Origin of the sequence: Psychromonas sp. Urea-02u-13, assembly GCF_002835995.1 — a bacterium.
In the GTDB taxonomy this organism is placed as follows: domain Bacteria; phylum Pseudomonadota; class Gammaproteobacteria; order Enterobacterales; family Psychromonadaceae; genus Psychromonas.
This window is the reverse complement of the sequence record NZ_PJBZ01000066.1, coordinates 26,973-43,215: the sequence shown is the minus strand read 5'-3', so window position 1 is coordinate 43,215 and position 16,243 is coordinate 26,973. Positions and strand designations below refer to the sequence as shown.

At 38.4% G+C, this 16,243-nt stretch carries 15 protein-coding genes; 1 reads left to right on the top strand and 14 read right to left on the bottom strand.

Annotation, left to right across the window (positions count from 1 at the left end):
• Positions 1–173: 173 nt before the first annotated feature.
• Both CXF74_RS11880 and CXF74_RS22870 read right to left on the bottom strand, forming a co-directional pair.
• The gene (locus tag CXF74_RS11880) at positions 174–812 is read right to left on the bottom strand and encodes an immunoglobulin-like domain-containing protein (protein ID WP_269800771.1); all 639 of its coding nucleotides are present in this window, start codon (positions 810–812) and stop codon (positions 174–176) included.
• A 23-nt stretch (positions 813–835) separates the two neighbouring features.
• Positions 836–970, bottom strand: coding sequence for a hypothetical protein (locus CXF74_RS22870; protein ID WP_269800770.1), 135 nt, complete (start codon positions 968–970; stop codon positions 836–838).
• A 1,040-nt stretch (positions 971–2,010) separates the two neighbouring features.
• Here CXF74_RS22870 and CXF74_RS11875 point away from each other — a divergent pair.
• Positions 2,011–2,679, top strand: coding sequence for a hypothetical protein (locus CXF74_RS11875; RefSeq protein ID WP_101082661.1), 669 nt, complete (start codon positions 2,011–2,013; stop codon positions 2,677–2,679).
• A 311-nt stretch (positions 2,680–2,990) separates the two neighbouring features.
• Here CXF74_RS11875 and CXF74_RS11870 read toward each other — a convergent pair whose 3' ends face one another.
• The 12 genes from CXF74_RS11870 to CXF74_RS11810 all read right to left on the bottom strand — a co-directional run bounded on the left by CXF74_RS11870 (position 2,991) and on the right by CXF74_RS11810 (position 16,231).
• Entirely contained in the window at positions 2,991–3,929 is a 939-nt protein-coding gene (locus CXF74_RS11870; protein ID WP_157822396.1) for a hypothetical protein, read from the bottom strand.
• Between the two features lie 67 nt (positions 3,930–3,996).
• Positions 3,997–6,408, bottom strand: coding sequence for a hypothetical protein (locus tag CXF74_RS11865; protein WP_101082659.1), 2,412 nt, complete (start codon positions 6,406–6,408; stop codon positions 3,997–3,999).
• Between the two features lie 21 nt (positions 6,409–6,429).
• Complete coding sequence (locus tag CXF74_RS11860) at positions 6,430–7,758, bottom strand: DUF4123 domain-containing protein (RefSeq protein WP_157822395.1); 1,329 nt, start codon at positions 7,756–7,758, stop codon at positions 6,430–6,432.
• The gene (locus tag CXF74_RS11855) at positions 7,739–8,524 is read right to left on the bottom strand and encodes a hypothetical protein (RefSeq protein WP_101082657.1); all 786 of its coding nucleotides are present in this window, start codon (positions 8,522–8,524) and stop codon (positions 7,739–7,741) included. The genes CXF74_RS11860 and CXF74_RS11855 overlap by 20 nt, the downstream gene beginning before the upstream one ends.
• Positions 8,525–8,698: 174 nt before the next feature.
• Complete coding sequence (locus CXF74_RS11850; RefSeq protein ID WP_101082656.1) at positions 8,699–9,250, bottom strand: YopT-type cysteine protease domain-containing protein; 552 nt, start codon at positions 9,248–9,250, stop codon at positions 8,699–8,701.
• A gap of 373 nt (positions 9,251–9,623) precedes the next feature.
• Complete coding sequence (locus tag CXF74_RS11840) at positions 9,624–10,649, bottom strand: AgmX/PglI C-terminal domain-containing protein (protein ID WP_101082654.1); 1,026 nt, start codon at positions 10,647–10,649, stop codon at positions 9,624–9,626.
• Positions 10,650–10,654: 5 nt separating this feature from the next.
• On the bottom strand, positions 10,655–11,161 hold the full coding sequence (locus tag CXF74_RS11835) for an ExbD/TolR family protein (protein WP_101082653.1): 507 nt from the start codon (positions 11,159–11,161) through the stop codon (positions 10,655–10,657).
• Between the two features lie 2 nt (positions 11,162–11,163).
• Entirely contained in the window at positions 11,164–11,700 is a 537-nt protein-coding gene (locus tag CXF74_RS11830; RefSeq protein ID WP_101082652.1) for an ExbD/TolR family protein, read from the bottom strand.
• Between the two features lie 3 nt (positions 11,701–11,703).
• A complete protein-coding gene (locus tag CXF74_RS11825; protein WP_101082651.1) occupies positions 11,704–12,321 on the bottom strand; it encodes a MotA/TolQ/ExbB proton channel family protein in 618 nt (205 codons plus the stop codon).
• Positions 12,322–12,365: 44 nt separating this feature from the next.
• Positions 12,366–12,632, bottom strand: a complete 267-nt coding sequence (locus tag CXF74_RS11820) for a hypothetical protein (RefSeq protein ID WP_101082650.1) — start codon at positions 12,630–12,632, stop codon at positions 12,366–12,368.
• Positions 12,633–12,634: 2 nt separating this feature from the next.
• Positions 12,635–15,451: a bifunctional serine/threonine-protein kinase/formylglycine-generating enzyme family protein gene (locus CXF74_RS11815; RefSeq protein WP_101082649.1), complete on the bottom strand. Its 2,817-nt coding sequence runs from the start codon at positions 15,449–15,451 to the stop codon at positions 12,635–12,637.
• A gap of 24 nt (positions 15,452–15,475) precedes the next feature.
• Entirely contained in the window at positions 15,476–16,231 is a 756-nt protein-coding gene (locus tag CXF74_RS11810) for a PP2C family protein-serine/threonine phosphatase (RefSeq protein WP_198552843.1), read from the bottom strand.
• Positions 16,232–16,243 lie beyond the last annotated feature (12 nt).

The following is a 16,243-nucleotide window of genomic DNA, read 5'->3' as shown; positions in this document are numbered from 1 at the left end:
ACCGATGAATTTTACCAATCGCGTACTTTCAACTTCATCGCTCTTTTCAGTCTCATTTGATTTGTTATGAATGCGTTCAAAAACAGAGGTATATTCCGATTTATCAACACTTGATGCCATCTTAGCAACAAACAAAAAGCAGGACACCCAAACCTTAAAACTAATGAAAACAATTAGTTACTAAGGTAAAGTCTTTGGGTGTCCCCGATTGGTGCCGCGGTTGTTTGGTTGCTATCAACACTGTCATCGCCCCAATCGACGCGGTAGTTATAACCCTCTGCTGTAAATGCTGGGTTAAGAGGCAACTGAATGGTTTTTTGTTCCGGTGTAATTAACCAAGTGATAATAAATGGTTTTTGCTCTGCCACATTCACCGTGCGTTGCGCCGTTGTTTCATGACCGGCGACATCGGTAACTGTATAAGTTAATAGATAACTGCCTGGCACAGTGGTGTCTACCAGCCCAGAGGGCGCATTTACTGTGATATCGCCATCGACGTTATCGGTTGCAATCGCGCCTAGTTCAATATACTCATCCGCCCATTGCGTTAGATTGATAGTGCTTTCACCATTTAACGTTATCACCGGCGCGGTTAAATCCACGACTGTTACTTCACGCGTTGATGTTGCTTCATTACCTGCTTTGTCTTTTGCACTGTAAGAAATAATGTAATCACCCAGTGCATTTTCATTAACAGAGCCATCCGTTAACACAGAAACCACACCATCAACCGCATCAAGTGCTGTGGCACCTGAATCAATGTAAGTTTCGCCATGAGCAAGCGTCAACGGATTCGCTCCTTTGAGGGTAATAACGGGCGCAGTGGCGTCTTCATCTACGACAGGAGGTGTGGTGTTGAGTCACCATCAGAGCCACCGCTAGAACCACCACAGGCGCTAAGCGCGGTTAAACTCACGAGCATGACTGCCAGTGGTGCATTAGGCATAAAAGAGAAAGGTAAGCGTTTCATAAAACATCCCTGTGAAAAATTAGAATTTAAAGCGTTATTTATATATTTTTGTTTAAACAACCCAAACAGCTCATAAACAAAAAGACAAAAATCAGTAGTTCAAATTTATCAGATATCAAGCGCAAATGACATTAAAATAACTTAAAATGCACAACATTTACACTACAGCCATTGATTCATCATAAAAAGCAAGAAACCAACCCCATTAATTTCAAAAACCTAAGGCTACAGTGCATTTTTAGTTGATAAATAACTACACTTAAATAACGTGACATATATTTATATGTCACAACAAAAAACATTCGGTTAGCAAAAAAAATCATCAAAAAAATAGGATTCAAAGGACTAAAAAACTAAGTAACAAAAACCTAAAAGCAATTAACAACGAAGGTACTAAGGACGCGAATAAAAGAAAGCGGAAAGTTCAAAAGCTTACTTAATTGGGGGGGGGGCTTGGTTGTTGAAGGGTTCTTCGTGAACTCGGTGTAACGAAGTGGCTTCGTGGTTGTATTGCTAGCTGTCAGCTGTTCGCTATCGGCCATCAGCAAGGTCAAAAACGATTAACCACGAAGGACACAAGAACAAAGTTCAAAAGCTTACTTAATTGGGGGGTTGATTGTTGAGGGTTTCTTCGTGACCTCTTTGTAACGAAGTAGCTTCATGGTTGTATTGCTAGTTGTCAGCTGTTCGATATCGGCTATCAGTAAGCCCCAAAACAAGTTCAAAAGTTTATTTAATTGGAAGTGGTTGATTGTTGAGGGTTTCTTCGTGACCTCTGTGTAACGAAGTGGCTTCGTGGTAATTTTGTTTAAGGATTTACGAGGGGATTTTTTTGGTGGTTTAGTTTTCAATAAACCAAACAACGTCAAAAGTGATTAAGTCATTATTTCCCCAAAAATCCGAAGCCATTAACACACACAACACCTATTGATGCGTAAGTGTTATTTTTGTGATAAATATGTAAAGAAAAACAATTTAAATGTTTATAATCCACTTTTAAATAACAAACACTAACACTACAAACTGGAGTTCAACAAACAATGATACAAATCCTCTACGAAAATGGACACGAAGAGCGTTGCCGAAATTTAGCAAGCGTAACAGCCAACGCTTCAGTTGGCGCAGCTAGTGGACCAGCGCTAGACAAAAAAATTCAAAAAATAACCACCCTTTGCTTTTGGGGTCACGGCACATCAGGTAAATTTTGTAGCATGGTGCCAGCCAATTTCATTGCTAAAGTAAAAGAGTGGAAAAAGTGGAATCCGAGCATTACGACAGTAGAAATTATTACTTGTAACTCAAGACATGGTGGCGTTGCAGTGAGCACTAAAAAGCCACCACCCGAAAGTGAAATGCCTTGGGTTCACTCTTATACAGACAGAATTAAACCTGAACTCAGGAAGCTTGGTATTACATTAAAGGCGCTGCCCATTGGCTTAGGGTCACGTGGTATTGAAAATCGCTGGTCGATCTTAAAATGGAGTCCATCGACTAAAACGTGGTTATATGTAACAGCTGGCGGTGGTAACGATACTGATGGAATGTGGGAAGGCGTATTCGACGTTGAACAGCATGATGTGTTTAAACGAACTAAGAGTTTTGTAAACGCAGGTAATGCCGTTAAAGCAAGTAATGGTTTGCGTAAATACACGCTTAACTTTGGCTCTGTCAGCCAGCTACGTAGCTCTTTAGTGACTCTGGCACGATAAGAATAGCCAGAGACTCTCAATTTAAAAATCCATAATATCAAACAATATTATGGATTTTTTGTTGGCATCCCAAAACAATGAAAACGAGCAAAAACTGATGTACGAGATGTAAGGAGATTCACCTCTTTATTCCACTGCTTACCTGCATCCTCAGCAACCCCTACTAACCATTAACTCGTACCGACAAATAATGATTTTCTGTGTATTTATCTTCATCGCCAAAAAGCACGACGAAGACAACGAGAGATGATAGTTAGCCTAATACCGATTTATCTCGGCGCACCGAGCATCCAGATTTTCTTTCCCAGGAATTAACGAGAAATTATCCATTTTCCATCTTTTTTGTAGAACCAGATTGGGTATTTTGAATAAAGAGAATGCTCCTCGTTAACAAACCTAATCATGGCAGAAGTGCCTAGACGTATTAACCCTTTATCATCACTGACTGTGGGTCTAGCATATTTTGATTCATTTAATTTTAGTTCCGAGGACTTATCATTAAAATCATCTTGTAATGACTTTTTCAGCATTTCATTATAGGTGCCTTCTGGATAATAAAGTGCGATATCATATTCACTATTACGTTCTTCAAACAGCGGTAATATTTTATTAAAATCTTGTGTTTTTAATGTAGCAATAACCTTTTCATGCTCTTGGTAAAGTGGTGTTAATAGATTCTTTTTATAGTATTCACCGTTTTTAACAAAATCCTCCCAAACATCAGGAAAATCTAACTTATCGGCTTTAAAAAAACCCCATACTGGGAATGGGGTATCAAGCTCAATATCTTGATATATCCAGAGAGCATCGTCTTCAACTTTTGAGGATTCCGCTACTGCAGCTTGAATTATTACATCCCCACTTTCACTGGCTATCAAGTCATTAGCAGAATCTAAACGTAATTTGGGCATGCTGGTTTGTATTGCATCAGAGACTTGTTTATTTTTAAAAAATTCAGCAGCGTTAAATGTGATTTGACCAACCATTTTTTTCTTACTTTCTGACGCGCCATCTTGATTAACATAGAGGGTAATTGTGACCCTACCAGTACCAAAATCACCTCTCTCATAGGGGTAAACCTGTATACCTATACGGTTAATACCCGTGCGCATGTATTGATTAACGGGTTGCTCAAAATTAAGCGCGTTACCTTCAAAATTATCTTCTAATAATATGCCATTGATTTTAGCCTCATAAAGAGCGCCACTTGCTTCGATACGGTAAGTGAAGTACGGTTTTTTAGTGAGCATAGAGTCCTCTGCTTGTGAATAAGTAGTCAATATAAGGGTTAAAATTATTGCGTTTATCAACGCAAATTTAGGAGTTAAAATAGTCATTTAAAGGTACCGGTTCAGGTGTTTTAGGTGTACGACCAGGTTCAATTAAGACCCATTGGTTTTTATAGTTTTTTTGTGAGTTGTTTTGTTGAGTTGTTGTGTCTCTATCTTGGCTAGATACAGGGCGCCTTCTACGACTATATTCAGTATCATTTTGCTCATCATTATCCTTACTACCGACACCAAATGATTTATAAGAAGCAGTTAAAATAGCTAAACCATTCCATTCAAAAGCACCTTCTACTTTGGGCACCCCATTTTCACCAGTGATGTTCAGCTTGTATTCGAGTTTGGCAGCACCAATATCTTTTGCACTACCCATCGCTATCATTAAACCGGCTTCAAAGGTGACAGCCCATGCTTTGCCTTTAACATAAACTTTGCCCTCAAGTTGCATTTCAAGGCTTGCCCCCGTCATGCCACTAAAGGCACTAACTTCAGGGTTTGTATCAGGTGATGCTGGTAATACTGCTGGATTATTACCTAAGTTAAGCGCATCGTTTGTATGCGTCCATTTACCTTCGGCAGAGATATTAGCGCCCACGTTTAATACTAACGCAATGCCCCCTTCTAAGTAATATTTTCTGTTTTCAATGTCTTCTCTTGTCACTTCGCTATTTTCAGGCAATAAGCCCTCTATAATCGGAGCAATATACTCGACAAAGGCAATGCCTGCTGCGCCAACACCTGGTATTAAAGCGTTAACACCTATTTTAATTAATGCGCTTAACATGTCTACTTTACCAAGCACCCCAATAAGTGGGTCAAGCTTTACCGTGACCGCGCTCGCATGACCAAGGGTATTAGTGCCAAGCTCTTCGCAGTTTTCATACGCTATAGCAAAGGCAATTTTAGGGTAGTTAATATCAATACTGCCCGTTGGACTAACACTGCGGTTGGCGGCGGCTATTTGACCTTGGGTATTTTCTGGTGGAGCATTATTTTCAAGTAGCCCATTTACATCGTAAGAATCTTCAAAGATGTTACTACCGATATTTCTACCACAGCAAATTTTAATAATGTCGAAAATAAACAAAAATAGGTTTAACGCTTTTCTAAGCTTAGGAACTAAATCGTTTGGCTGTAAAAATTCAAGCTGTTGTGACAGATTAATACTATCGACACTGCCTTTTAAGTCAAAGGCGAATACCCAGTTACCGTACTCTACCGTCCGATGCCCTTCATTGTAATTTGCTATTACATCAACGGCTTCAGGGTTATCTTCCCAACCCGGTAATGTAGTTATTTCTTTCGTTGGTTTATAGCTTATTGCCACACCTATTTCAGCTTTTATCTTAGGGTACGCAGCTACTTGACTTACAAGTGAGTAACTACCATCACATCCTTCAGATTCTATTGTATACATTGTCGATTCACGCTTTTCAGGCATAAAAATATTTTTAAATAAATAATCCCAATTGAAAAACGTTGTGGGTGGATCAGGGCAAAATGCTTGAAAATTCAGTGGGCTTCCAGATGTGCCTGGCATAGCAATATTAATAGGGCCTTGCTCAATTTTGAGCACCGGACAATATTGGTTGTTATTTGTTCGAACAAGTTTTTTTTCGTCCGCAGAGGCTGCCGCTTGTGATTCTTTTCCTTTTTCACATAGGCCAGTAATAGCAACTGAAATAACAGAGACAGGCGGTTCAATGAGTTTTTTATCAACAGCAGCTTTGCTTAAACTGATCACATGCAGAGTTTGAACGCTACCATTAAGCTCTGTTGCCATTTGATACTTTCGATTTCCGTTATTGCTCTTTATAGCTAGTTGTGTTGCTTTACATTTTAGTGGACAGGCTTCTTTTATATCATCAGCTACTTTAGCATCTCTGGTTTGAGCTGCCGATTTTGCATTTTCTGCCGACTCTTTCGCCTCAGCTAAGTCGTTTTCCCGTTTAGCTAATACGGCTTGCTCTTGTTCTATATTTTCAGCTTGTATGGCTACTTTTTCAGGATTTTGTTCGTCATAATCTTCTAAACGTTTAAGTCTATCTTCACTTCTATTCTTACTATCTTCTAGCGTATCAATATTTTGTTGGTGAAGCATTTGTTCATCAGAGTGAGCTACCTTGAGCTTTTCTTGTTCAGTATGAGTTTCTTCTTTTAGCTGATAGGTATCTTTCTTTAACTCTATAGTTTCTTCTCTAGCATCATTAACCGCTTGTTTTTTTTCTTCTTTTTCTACCTTCAAGCTGTCATCAAACGTTACTCGTTCTTTCCATGATGGTTTTTCAGCATCTAATACTGTTTTTTCCGCTAACAGATCTTCGTAGGCAAGCTCTTGCGTTTCAATGAGTCCTTCATTTGCTTGAATCTTCTGAATGTTACCAGTAATTTTCTGCTCATGAGCAACAATGCGCTCAGCAGGAGATAGGTTACTTAAAGTCATAGTAGATTCCAATAAATCCGTTTAAGCGCTTTGTTTATGCGGCTGTTGAGCTGATAGGTGAAACAATATAGCTGATGGTGACAATGCTTCCTTTTGCGTCTCAGATAATATTGCCCAGTTTTCTTTTGGGAAATTCTCCCCATAACGCATGGCAATATCTAACCATATATCTAACGCCATTTCGTCGGTTAAACCTACATTAATACATTGTTTTCCAACCCGAAACATCCAGCTTTTTAATGCCTTGTCGTCTTCAAATCTTAAGTCAAATAAAGGAACTCCAACACCTAGCACTTTCTTATGATGTTTCTGATAAAAACGTTCAAGATGTAACAGGTTAACTTTATCGAGTTCTTTAACGACAGCTTGGTGTTCTTGATCGAGTAATTCAAGTGACTTTTCTTCGATTAAGGTAGCTTTGGTACTCGGGAAAAGGCTTTCTGCCATAATAGCTTGCAACCAAGGTGCATCTTTTACTGACTCACCTTGTATTATGGCTACATTCAGATAACGGCATATATCAAGTTCAGTGATAAATCCAAAATCTTGCGCGTGTTTTACATTTGTATTCACCCAGCTATTAAGTAACTCTTGTTCAATAAGAGAGGTTGTTTGCGGGGCAAAATAAGTGCTTAGGTGTAATTCCATTTCAGTAATAAAGCGCTTAAAACGTACCGCTTTAAAAGCACTGATTTGTTGCTTGCTAATTTCTAATAAACCGGGCTTTACTGTTTGATTTTTTATTGCAGTGATATTCAGCAGATTAATATTTACATCAACAACACCTTGCTCTGTGCGTCTATAACGATGTATGACACCGTTATCTTGCCCCTCTAGAATAAAGTCAGTAATAGGCCCAAAGACTTTATTCGCTTCAGAAGTGTCACATGCAGAAAGATAAATACGTAAAACACGTGGATCATAATATCTAAAATAGAGATTTTTGCCTTCGGGGCTTTTCACCATGGCAATTTTTCGGCAGTTTTGTCGAACATTGATTAATGTTGCGGGTGAATAAGTAATGGCAAAGATACCCCAGTTGTTACCCCAACCTTTTTTTAATATCTCAATCGTTTGTGGATGATTAAACTCTAATCGAACAATATAGGGGGCAGCAATGCTCATTTGATAGGTAAGCTTACCATCAATAAGACAAGAAGACTTCAGTTCACCTTGGCGGATGATACGTTCAATTTGTTTATCACGTGCACCACCAAGAATGGCATAAACAGTAGGTGTTTTTCCTTGCTCATTTTTTTGCCAAAGTTGTTGCTGTAGTTCAGATACTTCAGCATCGCTTAATGTGTTTTTATTCATTTTCTCTATCTCGTTATGCTGCGCTTTTCGCATTTTCACACTCCTCACAGAATGGAGTACCATCTTCTGCAGCTTTCATTAATGCTTCAGCATCACCATTATCTGACCTATCGTTTGATACAGGGGCTGCTTTATCATGATTGGACGGCGCAACAGGAGCGGGTTCATTCAACGTCATTGCCTGTTCGACAAATTCCGTTTTTGAAACAGGCTTGCGCACAGGCGGTAAAACAGAAACAACAAGTTCACCATCAATCAATGCTGAAACAAGTGCTTCGGACGGTGGTTTAGGACTGTTGACATTGTTCGCTTTGAGCAATTGAGAAATGGCATCATCATCGAGGGATAGTTTTTGTATAAATAGTTCTGCTTCAGTCTTACTTCTAATCTGTTTTATGTCGTTACCATTACCCAGCAATAAACTCGCAGCTGGCTGTAGTTGATATCCACGACCAAAACTGTCTTTAACCCGTGTTTGATTTGATTGTTGCTGAAGTAACTGTACGTCTGCCGTCTTATAGACCTCGACAAAGCCCTGTACCAACACTTCTGCTACATAGTGTTCAATACTTAAACTTGGGTTTGTGTTTTGCCATCTTTGTAGGCTAAAAAATGAATTCGAAGAGGCGATATTTTGCCACAGACCCAAAGGGGCTTGCAGGCTTGTTACAAACTGATAACTGGCTTGGGTGTTATAAAAAGTCTCCGGCTGAATAGCTAGATTGTGACGTCCTTGATTGCGTAGGCAAATTATATAAAACTGCCCCGCTCTGTCTTTAACTACTTGAGAAGTAAACATCTATTTCGCCACAATCCTTTGCAAAAAAATCTTTGATTAGTATTTAATCATATCGAACAATTCATCTAAAATATACGTTTTCATTGTTATTTTGACATTTTAAATGGCACTTATTGACGTTTAACACTCAAGCAATCGAGTTCGGACTCGAACTATTTTTTAATATAATAGATGCTATCGGTAAAATTTTAAAAATGCGGCTGTTTGATTAGTAATAGTTAAATAATCTTGCATAAATAAAACAAATTTTAGTGTGTCAGGAAACTTAAACTGACCATAATTAGGGTCAAAAAAGTTGACTACTTTTCCTGATATTTCTGCTGCGACAGCATGACCGTTTACAGCAATAAATACGTATTTTGAAGGGCCTTTAACAATCCATTTAGGCATTCCAGTGTTGCTCACTGTCACTTTCGCACTGCCTTTATTAAGCCCCAATGTATTGGCTACATTGTCAATGCCTTGATGGCCGCCTAAACAGTTATTAGCTCCCAGCTGTGAGGCACGTTCAGCATACTTAAACAATGGCTCTGCATAGCGTTTTTCAAATACGTTTTGAGTTAACCCTGATTTACGAGAAGATAACCACATCAATGATAGACCACCGCAAACACCGCCTTGTGACTCAGGGATAAGGTGGCGCCAATTCTGGCTTAAGCCTTTGCTTTGATTAAATTTATTGGTTCTTTTTCCACCATGTTCTTCAGCTAAGGCTCTTATAGACATCACTCTATCCTTTATTTCATATTTTGATTAGTATCATTAATTTTTATTAACATCATTGATTTTGATTAACATCATTATTTTTTCATTTATACAGCGCTTAAATAATAATGAAACAGCACCTTTGAAAGCAAATTGTATGTTAATTTTTGATAAGTTACTACGGCTTTTATAAAAAACATATACTCTAAAAAAGTAACAGCAAAAAAAAACCAAAATATACTATTCAAGCCTTTATGATATGGAGCTTTAGTGAAGGGGAATATATCTACGATGATGTAACTGCACGACCGCCCTATAAAATCATTACTATGATTGAAATAAAAAAGGAGCATAGTGATATGCTCCTTTTAAATTAGCCATGGTTATAAAATAATTAAGAGGGTAAAAATTCTATCGGATAAGTCACCGTTACTGCTTTTACATTATCCACACCAAAATTAAATTTCTTAACACGTGAAACAATGCGTCTTTCAAGCTTATCGTCGTCAAGCTCACTGGATGCAATATGTACTTTCAACACTTTACCTGCAGGTGAAATGGTGATTTCCAATACAATTTTCCCCTTGATACTTGGGTTTGTGCGACGCGCTTTACGATATAAAGCATGTAACTTACTTTTGTTTTTATCCATTACGTAGGCAATATCTTCTTCTGGACGATAATTACCTGTTCGCTTAGCCTTTTTCTTGCTTGATTTATCCGCTTTATGAACACTGTTAACAATTTTTTCATCTGCACGTGATGCGAGCAGTGCTTGCTGTGCATTAGCGACTGCGCTTTTGTTCAGCTGTACAGTAGAAGATGTGCCACCCGAGCCAACATTACGCCCGCTAACGCCCCCGCTACCTTTAGTTGTTCCGACACTTAACACATCAGAGTTGTTATTTGATGCAAGTAACAGCGCATCCGTTCCCCCGTTGCCTTTCGCAAGTTTAGTGCCCACCATGCCATCGATATCAGAGGTATCCATTAAATCAGCAAGTTCACTGCTTAATGCTAATAGACCACTTTTACTTGCTGTATCACGTGCTTTGACCTGCTTTGCTGTTAATACGCGCTCTTTCTTAGGAGGTTGTTTTTTAACCTTAATTTTCTCTTTAGGTTTAACCACCTCTTTTTTAGGCTTAGGGATCTCTTTTTTAATCGGTTTTGGTTTAGGCTTTTGTTTAATAATCGGCTTTGGTTTAGGTTTGGGCTTATCTAAAATAAATTTAGCCACACGCTCAGGGATCACGATTTTTTGTCGTTTAGTTTCAGCAGGTACCTCAATGCTTGCCATTAACATAGCAAACCCCATGGTCAATACTAAAATGAAGGCAAGTAACAGAATGAATGAACGGTCTGTCTTACTTTTTGGGTGCCAATCCAGCGCTAACTGTTGATAAGTAGCATTTATCATTATTATTAACCTTTCTCCTGAGCAGTTTGCACTGCTGCAAATGCTATTTTGGTGTAATTAGCTGCGCGACAAGTTGCTAATATCTTCCTTAATAGTTCATAGGGAATATTTTCATCTCCCATGATAGTAACGGCAAGGCCACTATTATCATCTTTATCGGCATAAACACGGCTATCAGCACGAAAGTTAAGCTCTGTTTTTAATGCGTCTATTATGCTTTGTTCTGAATTCATCAGCGTAGCAACCTCAGCTACTTTTTTACCTTGCACTAATACCTCTGTTTCGGTAATGCTAATAACAAGCGTCTCTTCAGGCACCTTATCGGCTACCGATGCGGGTAAGGTAATGTCTTTACTGTTTGGTAACTGTTGCGAACCAGAGCTAACCAATAAGAAAAAAACCAAAATAGTAAAAATATCCATTAGTGAGACGAGGTTTAAGCCCGCATGACTATGAAGCTTGTTAAAGCTTGACTTGCGTTTTGAACGTCCTGAAAGTTTGCTATTTTTCATGGTTATTTCTCTTTCGCTATTTCATTACTATTTTCAGTAACAACGTCGGTTAATACTTTTGCATCACCAATAGATATATTGGGAAATAACACCACGGTTTCAAGATCAAAACCGGAAACCACTTTTGCAATACGTACTTTGTCCATCACTTTGATCATGGTTTTATATTCAATCGCAGGCTCAAGTAACAGTGTTATCCCCATTTCATCAGGAAAACGCACTTTTATCGCGACCATTGCATCGGTAAATTGTTTCCATTGGTTCTCACTACCAGAGCGCTCTATACGCTTGATAAGACCAAGATTGGCATCTTGGATATCAAAACTTTTGTCCCTAATCACTAACTCAAGCTGCAATTTAATTGGCTCAGATGCATCATTTTGAGCATCTAGTGCCGGTAAATTTAGCTCTAGTACGGTTAGGCGCGAGAACACGGCTGTGATTAATAAGAATGGTACTAAGATCACCATTAAGTTCAAAAAAGCGGTAATGTTAAGCTCTTCTGCCTGCTCTATGCCTTTCATCCCTCTTCTTTTCATGAGTTAATCTCTTACCATTAAGTTAAGGGCTTTGAGTGATGACTTTTCGATGCTGTCAACTAAATGTGCGGTTTTAGTAATGAGGTATGAATGCGTTAATAACAGCGGTATTGCCGCGATAAGACCAAATGCGGTCGTGTTCATTGCCACAGAGATACTCGCTGATAATAGATCCGCTTTTTCAGCAGGATCAGCTTGTGCGACTGCAGTAAAGGCTTGAATAAGACCGATGATAGTCCCTAATAAACCAAGTAATGTAGCGATATTGGCAAATGTTGCTAAGTAGTGCGTACGTTGTGTTAATTTTGGTAGCTCATCCATGATGCCCTCTTCCATAGCAGCTTCAATGACTTCTCGACTTTTTTCATCGCTATGGCGAGAAAAACCATAATTTAGTACATTCGCAATCGGGGTTTTCACTTCAGAAGTGAGCTTTATAGCCCGCTGAAAATCAAGTGCTTTGAGCATAGGTACTAGTTCAGACCAAACACTATTTGTTGCACGTTGTACTTTACTTAAGTAAATGAAACGTTCGATTGAAATCGCAAGCCCAATAGCTAGTACAAATAAAATCGGATACATAAATGTACCGCCCGCTTGAAATAATTTAACGATTTCCATAAAAATACCTTTTGTTATGTTTTAAAAATAAAATAAATATTGAATTAATTTTCGTTGTTTCTTTTTAAAAAACTAATACATCGCCCTATTTTTGATGCTAAATAAGGTTGAGTTTTGTCCTGCTGTGTTTCATTTTCTATAATAGGCTCAAGTAGAGTATCAATCTGCTCTGCGACAACCCCGTTATATTGTTGATCTAAGCTATCTAATAACACTTTTCTTTGTATACGATAGTCCTCAAAATTAAGCTGATAATTTGCATGATGTTCAGTGAGTTCACGCAGTTTTAAAGAGCATTCTGTGATATTCATTGTTATCTACCTATGATATTTCTTGCCAAGCGGAAACCCGTATATTGATCAGCACTTCCGTTATGCGCTTCAATTTTTTCGCTATTACACACATCCATTGATGTTTTGTAAAAACCACCTATCGCAACAAGTTTTCGCCCTGACGCGTAAACTAATTCTTGTGCATTACCAGCATGATTAACTAACCCCCAACTATTTTGTTTACCCGTTGTTGTTTTGATTAATTCCTTTCCTTTTTCAATACCACGAGAACTAATTTGGCAATTTCTGTTTGAATCAAGTTTATTATTTATTGCAAAAGCCGCATATGCCCATTCAGCCTGAGTCGGTAAGCGATATTTTTTTCCACTCTCTTTATTAAGCCATTTAATATATTTATTAACCTGAGAAATAGTTATATTCGTTTGGGGTAAGCGCTTATTAACATTAGTCGTTGATTTACAGGCTTTGCTTTTTCTACAATACAGATTGAAGTCTCCTACCGTCACTTCATACTTTCCGATTGCAAATGCTTTTATTTTTTTCCCTGCTGGTACGACAACCATGGTAGGTGCACTTCCACCGACCTTTAAAGTGTCTTTACAGGTCGCACGGCTGCCTTTGGCGCCGAGTCCTGCTATTGATAGTTGGCAACCATCAATATCTTTAATAATAATGCCTGCTATCGCTGCGTTATTAGTAAACAATAACTGTGCATAACGTTTGGCATCTCTTGCTGACTCAGGGTGAGTTTTACCAATAGTTGAAATACAAGTGACTAATTTACCCGTAATACTTGTTTCAGCCTTTTGGTAACGAGGCATATTGACCGAGCGAAGTTTTTCAATTGCAATTTTAAAGTCACGCATGTTCAATCGTTGTGTGCAAGTCAATTGTTGTTCTACATTACGCATTGCAACATTGTATGTTTCGAGATTTTCTTTGTTCTGCACTGAAACTGCTTTTCTAGCGTTTATTTTAGCTTGCCTTGCTTTCCTCGCTTTAGCTTCTTTTCGCTTTTTTTCTTCGGCCTGCAATTTATTAGCAGCATCAAGCTTTGTGTTTTTTGCTTGTTTTTCATTTAGTTGCTCTGAGAGTAATTGCTCAATCAAAAATTTCTGTTCGTCTAATAAAGATAAGTCATCAGTATAACGCGCAGCATTATTAATCAGTATATTCGCTGTACTTACTTTATTAACTTTCACTGCAATAATGATTTTTTCAATATATAGCTGATAAATTAGCGCTTTCTTTTCAAAGTACCAAGGAGTGGGCTTCTCGGGAAATAAATCCTTAACCGCTTGCATTTCATCCCAAAGAGAAGACTGCCAACGTTCAGAAAAGTTAGCCTCGGCTAACAATTCATCAATTTTTTCTTGCAAAAATTGATAACGAACCTTGAATTCTAATTGGTTCATTAACTCTTCTTGAGATATTTGTGGCGCTTCAATTTTTGTTATTTCAGTGTAAGCGTATCCCGTTGCTCCTAATGCTGATGCAAATAAAAGCCATGCTGCCATGTTGGCCTTTTTCTTTTCGGTAATTTGTTTGAAAAACACTTCAACTGAAGCAATACGATCTTCACGTTTAAAAGCAAGCGCGGCTTCGATAGCTTTCCAATGACGTTTTTTAATTCCTTGAATACGTTTAGGCTTAAGGTTTTTATTATAAGCTTCATCTGCAGGCAAGCGCGTAAAAGGGTGATCACCTGTCAGCATTTCATAGGCAATGCAGCCTAACGCGTAGATGTCATCACGTACATCAGGGACTTGACCTAATAACATTTCTCGGCTTGCGTAAGCAGGCGTTAATGCCCCTAGGTTACCCGCATCAAATACTGTTTTATCTTTTTCCCCTTGACTGCGGTCAATCGTTGCAACAGCACGCGCAATACCAAAATCAAATATTTTGGCGACACCTTGATCGGTAACAAATACATTGCCTGGCTTTAAATCAGAATGAACAATATTTTCACTGTGTGCATGAACAAGCGCTGCACACATGCCATGTAACAAATTCCAAGCTTCGTTACGTGGTAAACCAGTGGCATGATATTGCTTTACCATCTCATCTAATGGTTGCCCTATCATGTATTCCATGGTCATAAAAACAACGTCACCATCACGGTCAAAGTCATAAACTTTTACGGTGTTTTGGTTGGCAATGTGTTGTGCTTTTTTGGATTCACGCTGTAGTGATATAAAAGCTTCAGGATGTGTTTTGAACTCATCACTTAATACTTTAATAGCAACATAAGGGTCCCTATCTTGCGCTTCCACACGTAGGAGATCTTTCGCTTTATACACAATCCCCATACCACCAACACCTAAAACATCTTCTAAAACAAAGCGTCCTTTCAACATTTTTTTATTAGATGGGGCCTTTGACTTAACATCAGCTATTTGATGTTTATCATTATCTACATTGAGCAGTAAATCGACTGGGTTTGTATCATTTTCTAATGTTGGCCTAAACTGCGTTGCATCATTATTTTCAGGTAAAGGTTTTGCTCTAAACTGAGTCGCATCATTATTTTCAACAATATTTTTTGATGTAAATAATGATGCCTCGCTTTCAATACCAGTACTTACGGGTCTAAAACGAGTCGCATCATCAATAGTTGGCACTATGGACTGCGAGGCCAATTCTTCTGAAAGGGTTATTTTCGGAAGATCAGTTTTTTTAGCAAAAACCGTTTTATCTATTGCGCTAGATGCGAGATCTGCCTCTTGTATCAACTTACGAAAAACAGTTTTTGTGTCTTGAGAAGTAGCTAAATCATCAGAGTTAGGGATAAGGGGTGTTGTAGGCACCTTATTATTTTGATCGTTATTTTCCATGATTACTCAAGTACTCCATTACTCTTAATCTGCACTCTGATACATCCCTTTTACTAAAATAACCGATACATTATCCGATGCTTTATTACCTAAAGCAGACTCTATTAATTTGTTAACTGAGGTTAATAAGCTATTTTCATTTAGGCATGAAACCATGTCAAGCTCGCTGACTGAGTTATATAAGCCATCACTACAAAGTAAAAATTGGTCTCCCACATTAAGCTCAAAAACATCAATATCTACGTCTATTCTTTCCGATGTTCCAACAGCTCGTGTAATAATATTACGCTCAGGATGCGTTTCAGCTTCTTCAGCTGTTATCATTCCTTTCTTAATTAATTCAGCTACATGGCTATGATCTTCAGTGAGTGGTGTTAGTTTATTATGACGATAACGATATAAACGAGAGTCACCAGCCCATAAACAAACCCCCACGTTCCCCTTAATTAATAAGGAGATAAAAGTACTGCCTATAGTACGGCCATTCAGTTTTTCTTTTGAATAGGCTAACAGGCTCTGATTAACCTCGATAATCGTATTTTCTATCTCGCTTACGAAGTCATCCAGGTTATTTTTTTTCGTTAAACCTTGCAAATTATGCACAATCATTTGACTAGCGACACTTCCGCCATCATGCCCGCCCATTCCATCAGCAACGGTCCAAAGGCCAATTTCCGGTTGCATTATAAATGAATCTTCGTTGAGGGGTCTAACAGTACCAACATCCGTCGCACCTTCGCTAACCCAAGTTAGTGGACGTCTTATCGTTATATCATTCATTAAAATAATTCC

Excerpts from the sequence above, each read along its gene's own strand:
- CXF74_RS11825 (WP_101082651.1), bottom strand. The coding sequence starts at position 12,321 with ATGGAAATCGTTAAATTATTTCAAGCGGGCGGTACATTTATGTATCCG.
- CXF74_RS11865 (WP_101082659.1), bottom strand. The coding sequence starts at position 6,408 with ATGACTTTAAGTAACCTATCTCCTGCTGAGCGCATTGTTGCTCATGAG.
- CXF74_RS22870 (WP_269800770.1), bottom strand. The coding sequence starts at position 970 with ATGAAACGCTTACCTTTCTCTTTTATGCCTAATGCACCACTGGCAGTC.
- CXF74_RS11830 (WP_101082652.1), bottom strand. The coding sequence starts at position 11,700 with ATGAAAAGAAGAGGGATGAAAGGCATAGAGCAGGCAGAAGAGCTTAAC.
- CXF74_RS11835 (WP_101082653.1), bottom strand. The coding sequence starts at position 11,161 with ATGAAAAATAGCAAACTTTCAGGACGTTCAAAACGCAAGTCAAGCTTT.
- CXF74_RS11815 (WP_101082649.1), bottom strand. The coding sequence starts at position 15,451 with ATGGAAAATAACGATCAAAATAATAAGGTGCCTACAACACCCCTTATC.
- CXF74_RS11855 (WP_101082657.1), bottom strand. The coding sequence starts at position 8,524 with ATGTTTACTTCTCAAGTAGTTAAAGACAGAGCGGGGCAGTTTTATATA.
- CXF74_RS11850 (WP_101082656.1), bottom strand. The coding sequence starts at position 9,250 with ATGTCTATAAGAGCCTTAGCTGAAGAACATGGTGGAAAAAGAACCAAT.
- CXF74_RS11875 (WP_101082661.1), top strand. The coding sequence starts at position 2,011 with ATGATACAAATCCTCTACGAAAATGGACACGAAGAGCGTTGCCGAAAT.
- CXF74_RS11840 (WP_101082654.1), bottom strand. The coding sequence starts at position 10,649 with ATGATAAATGCTACTTATCAACAGTTAGCGCTGGATTGGCACCCAAAA.
- CXF74_RS11860 (WP_157822395.1), bottom strand. The coding sequence starts at position 7,758 with ATGCGAAAAGCGCAGCATAACGAGATAGAGAAAATGAATAAAAACACA.
- CXF74_RS11870 (WP_157822396.1), bottom strand. The coding sequence starts at position 3,929 with ATGCTCACTAAAAAACCGTACTTCACTTACCGTATCGAAGCAAGTGGC.
- CXF74_RS11810 (WP_198552843.1), bottom strand. The coding sequence starts at position 16,231 with ATGAATGATATAACGATAAGACGTCCACTAACTTGGGTTAGCGAAGGT.
- CXF74_RS11820 (WP_101082650.1), bottom strand. The coding sequence starts at position 12,632 with ATGAATATCACAGAATGCTCTTTAAAACTGCGTGAACTCACTGAACAT.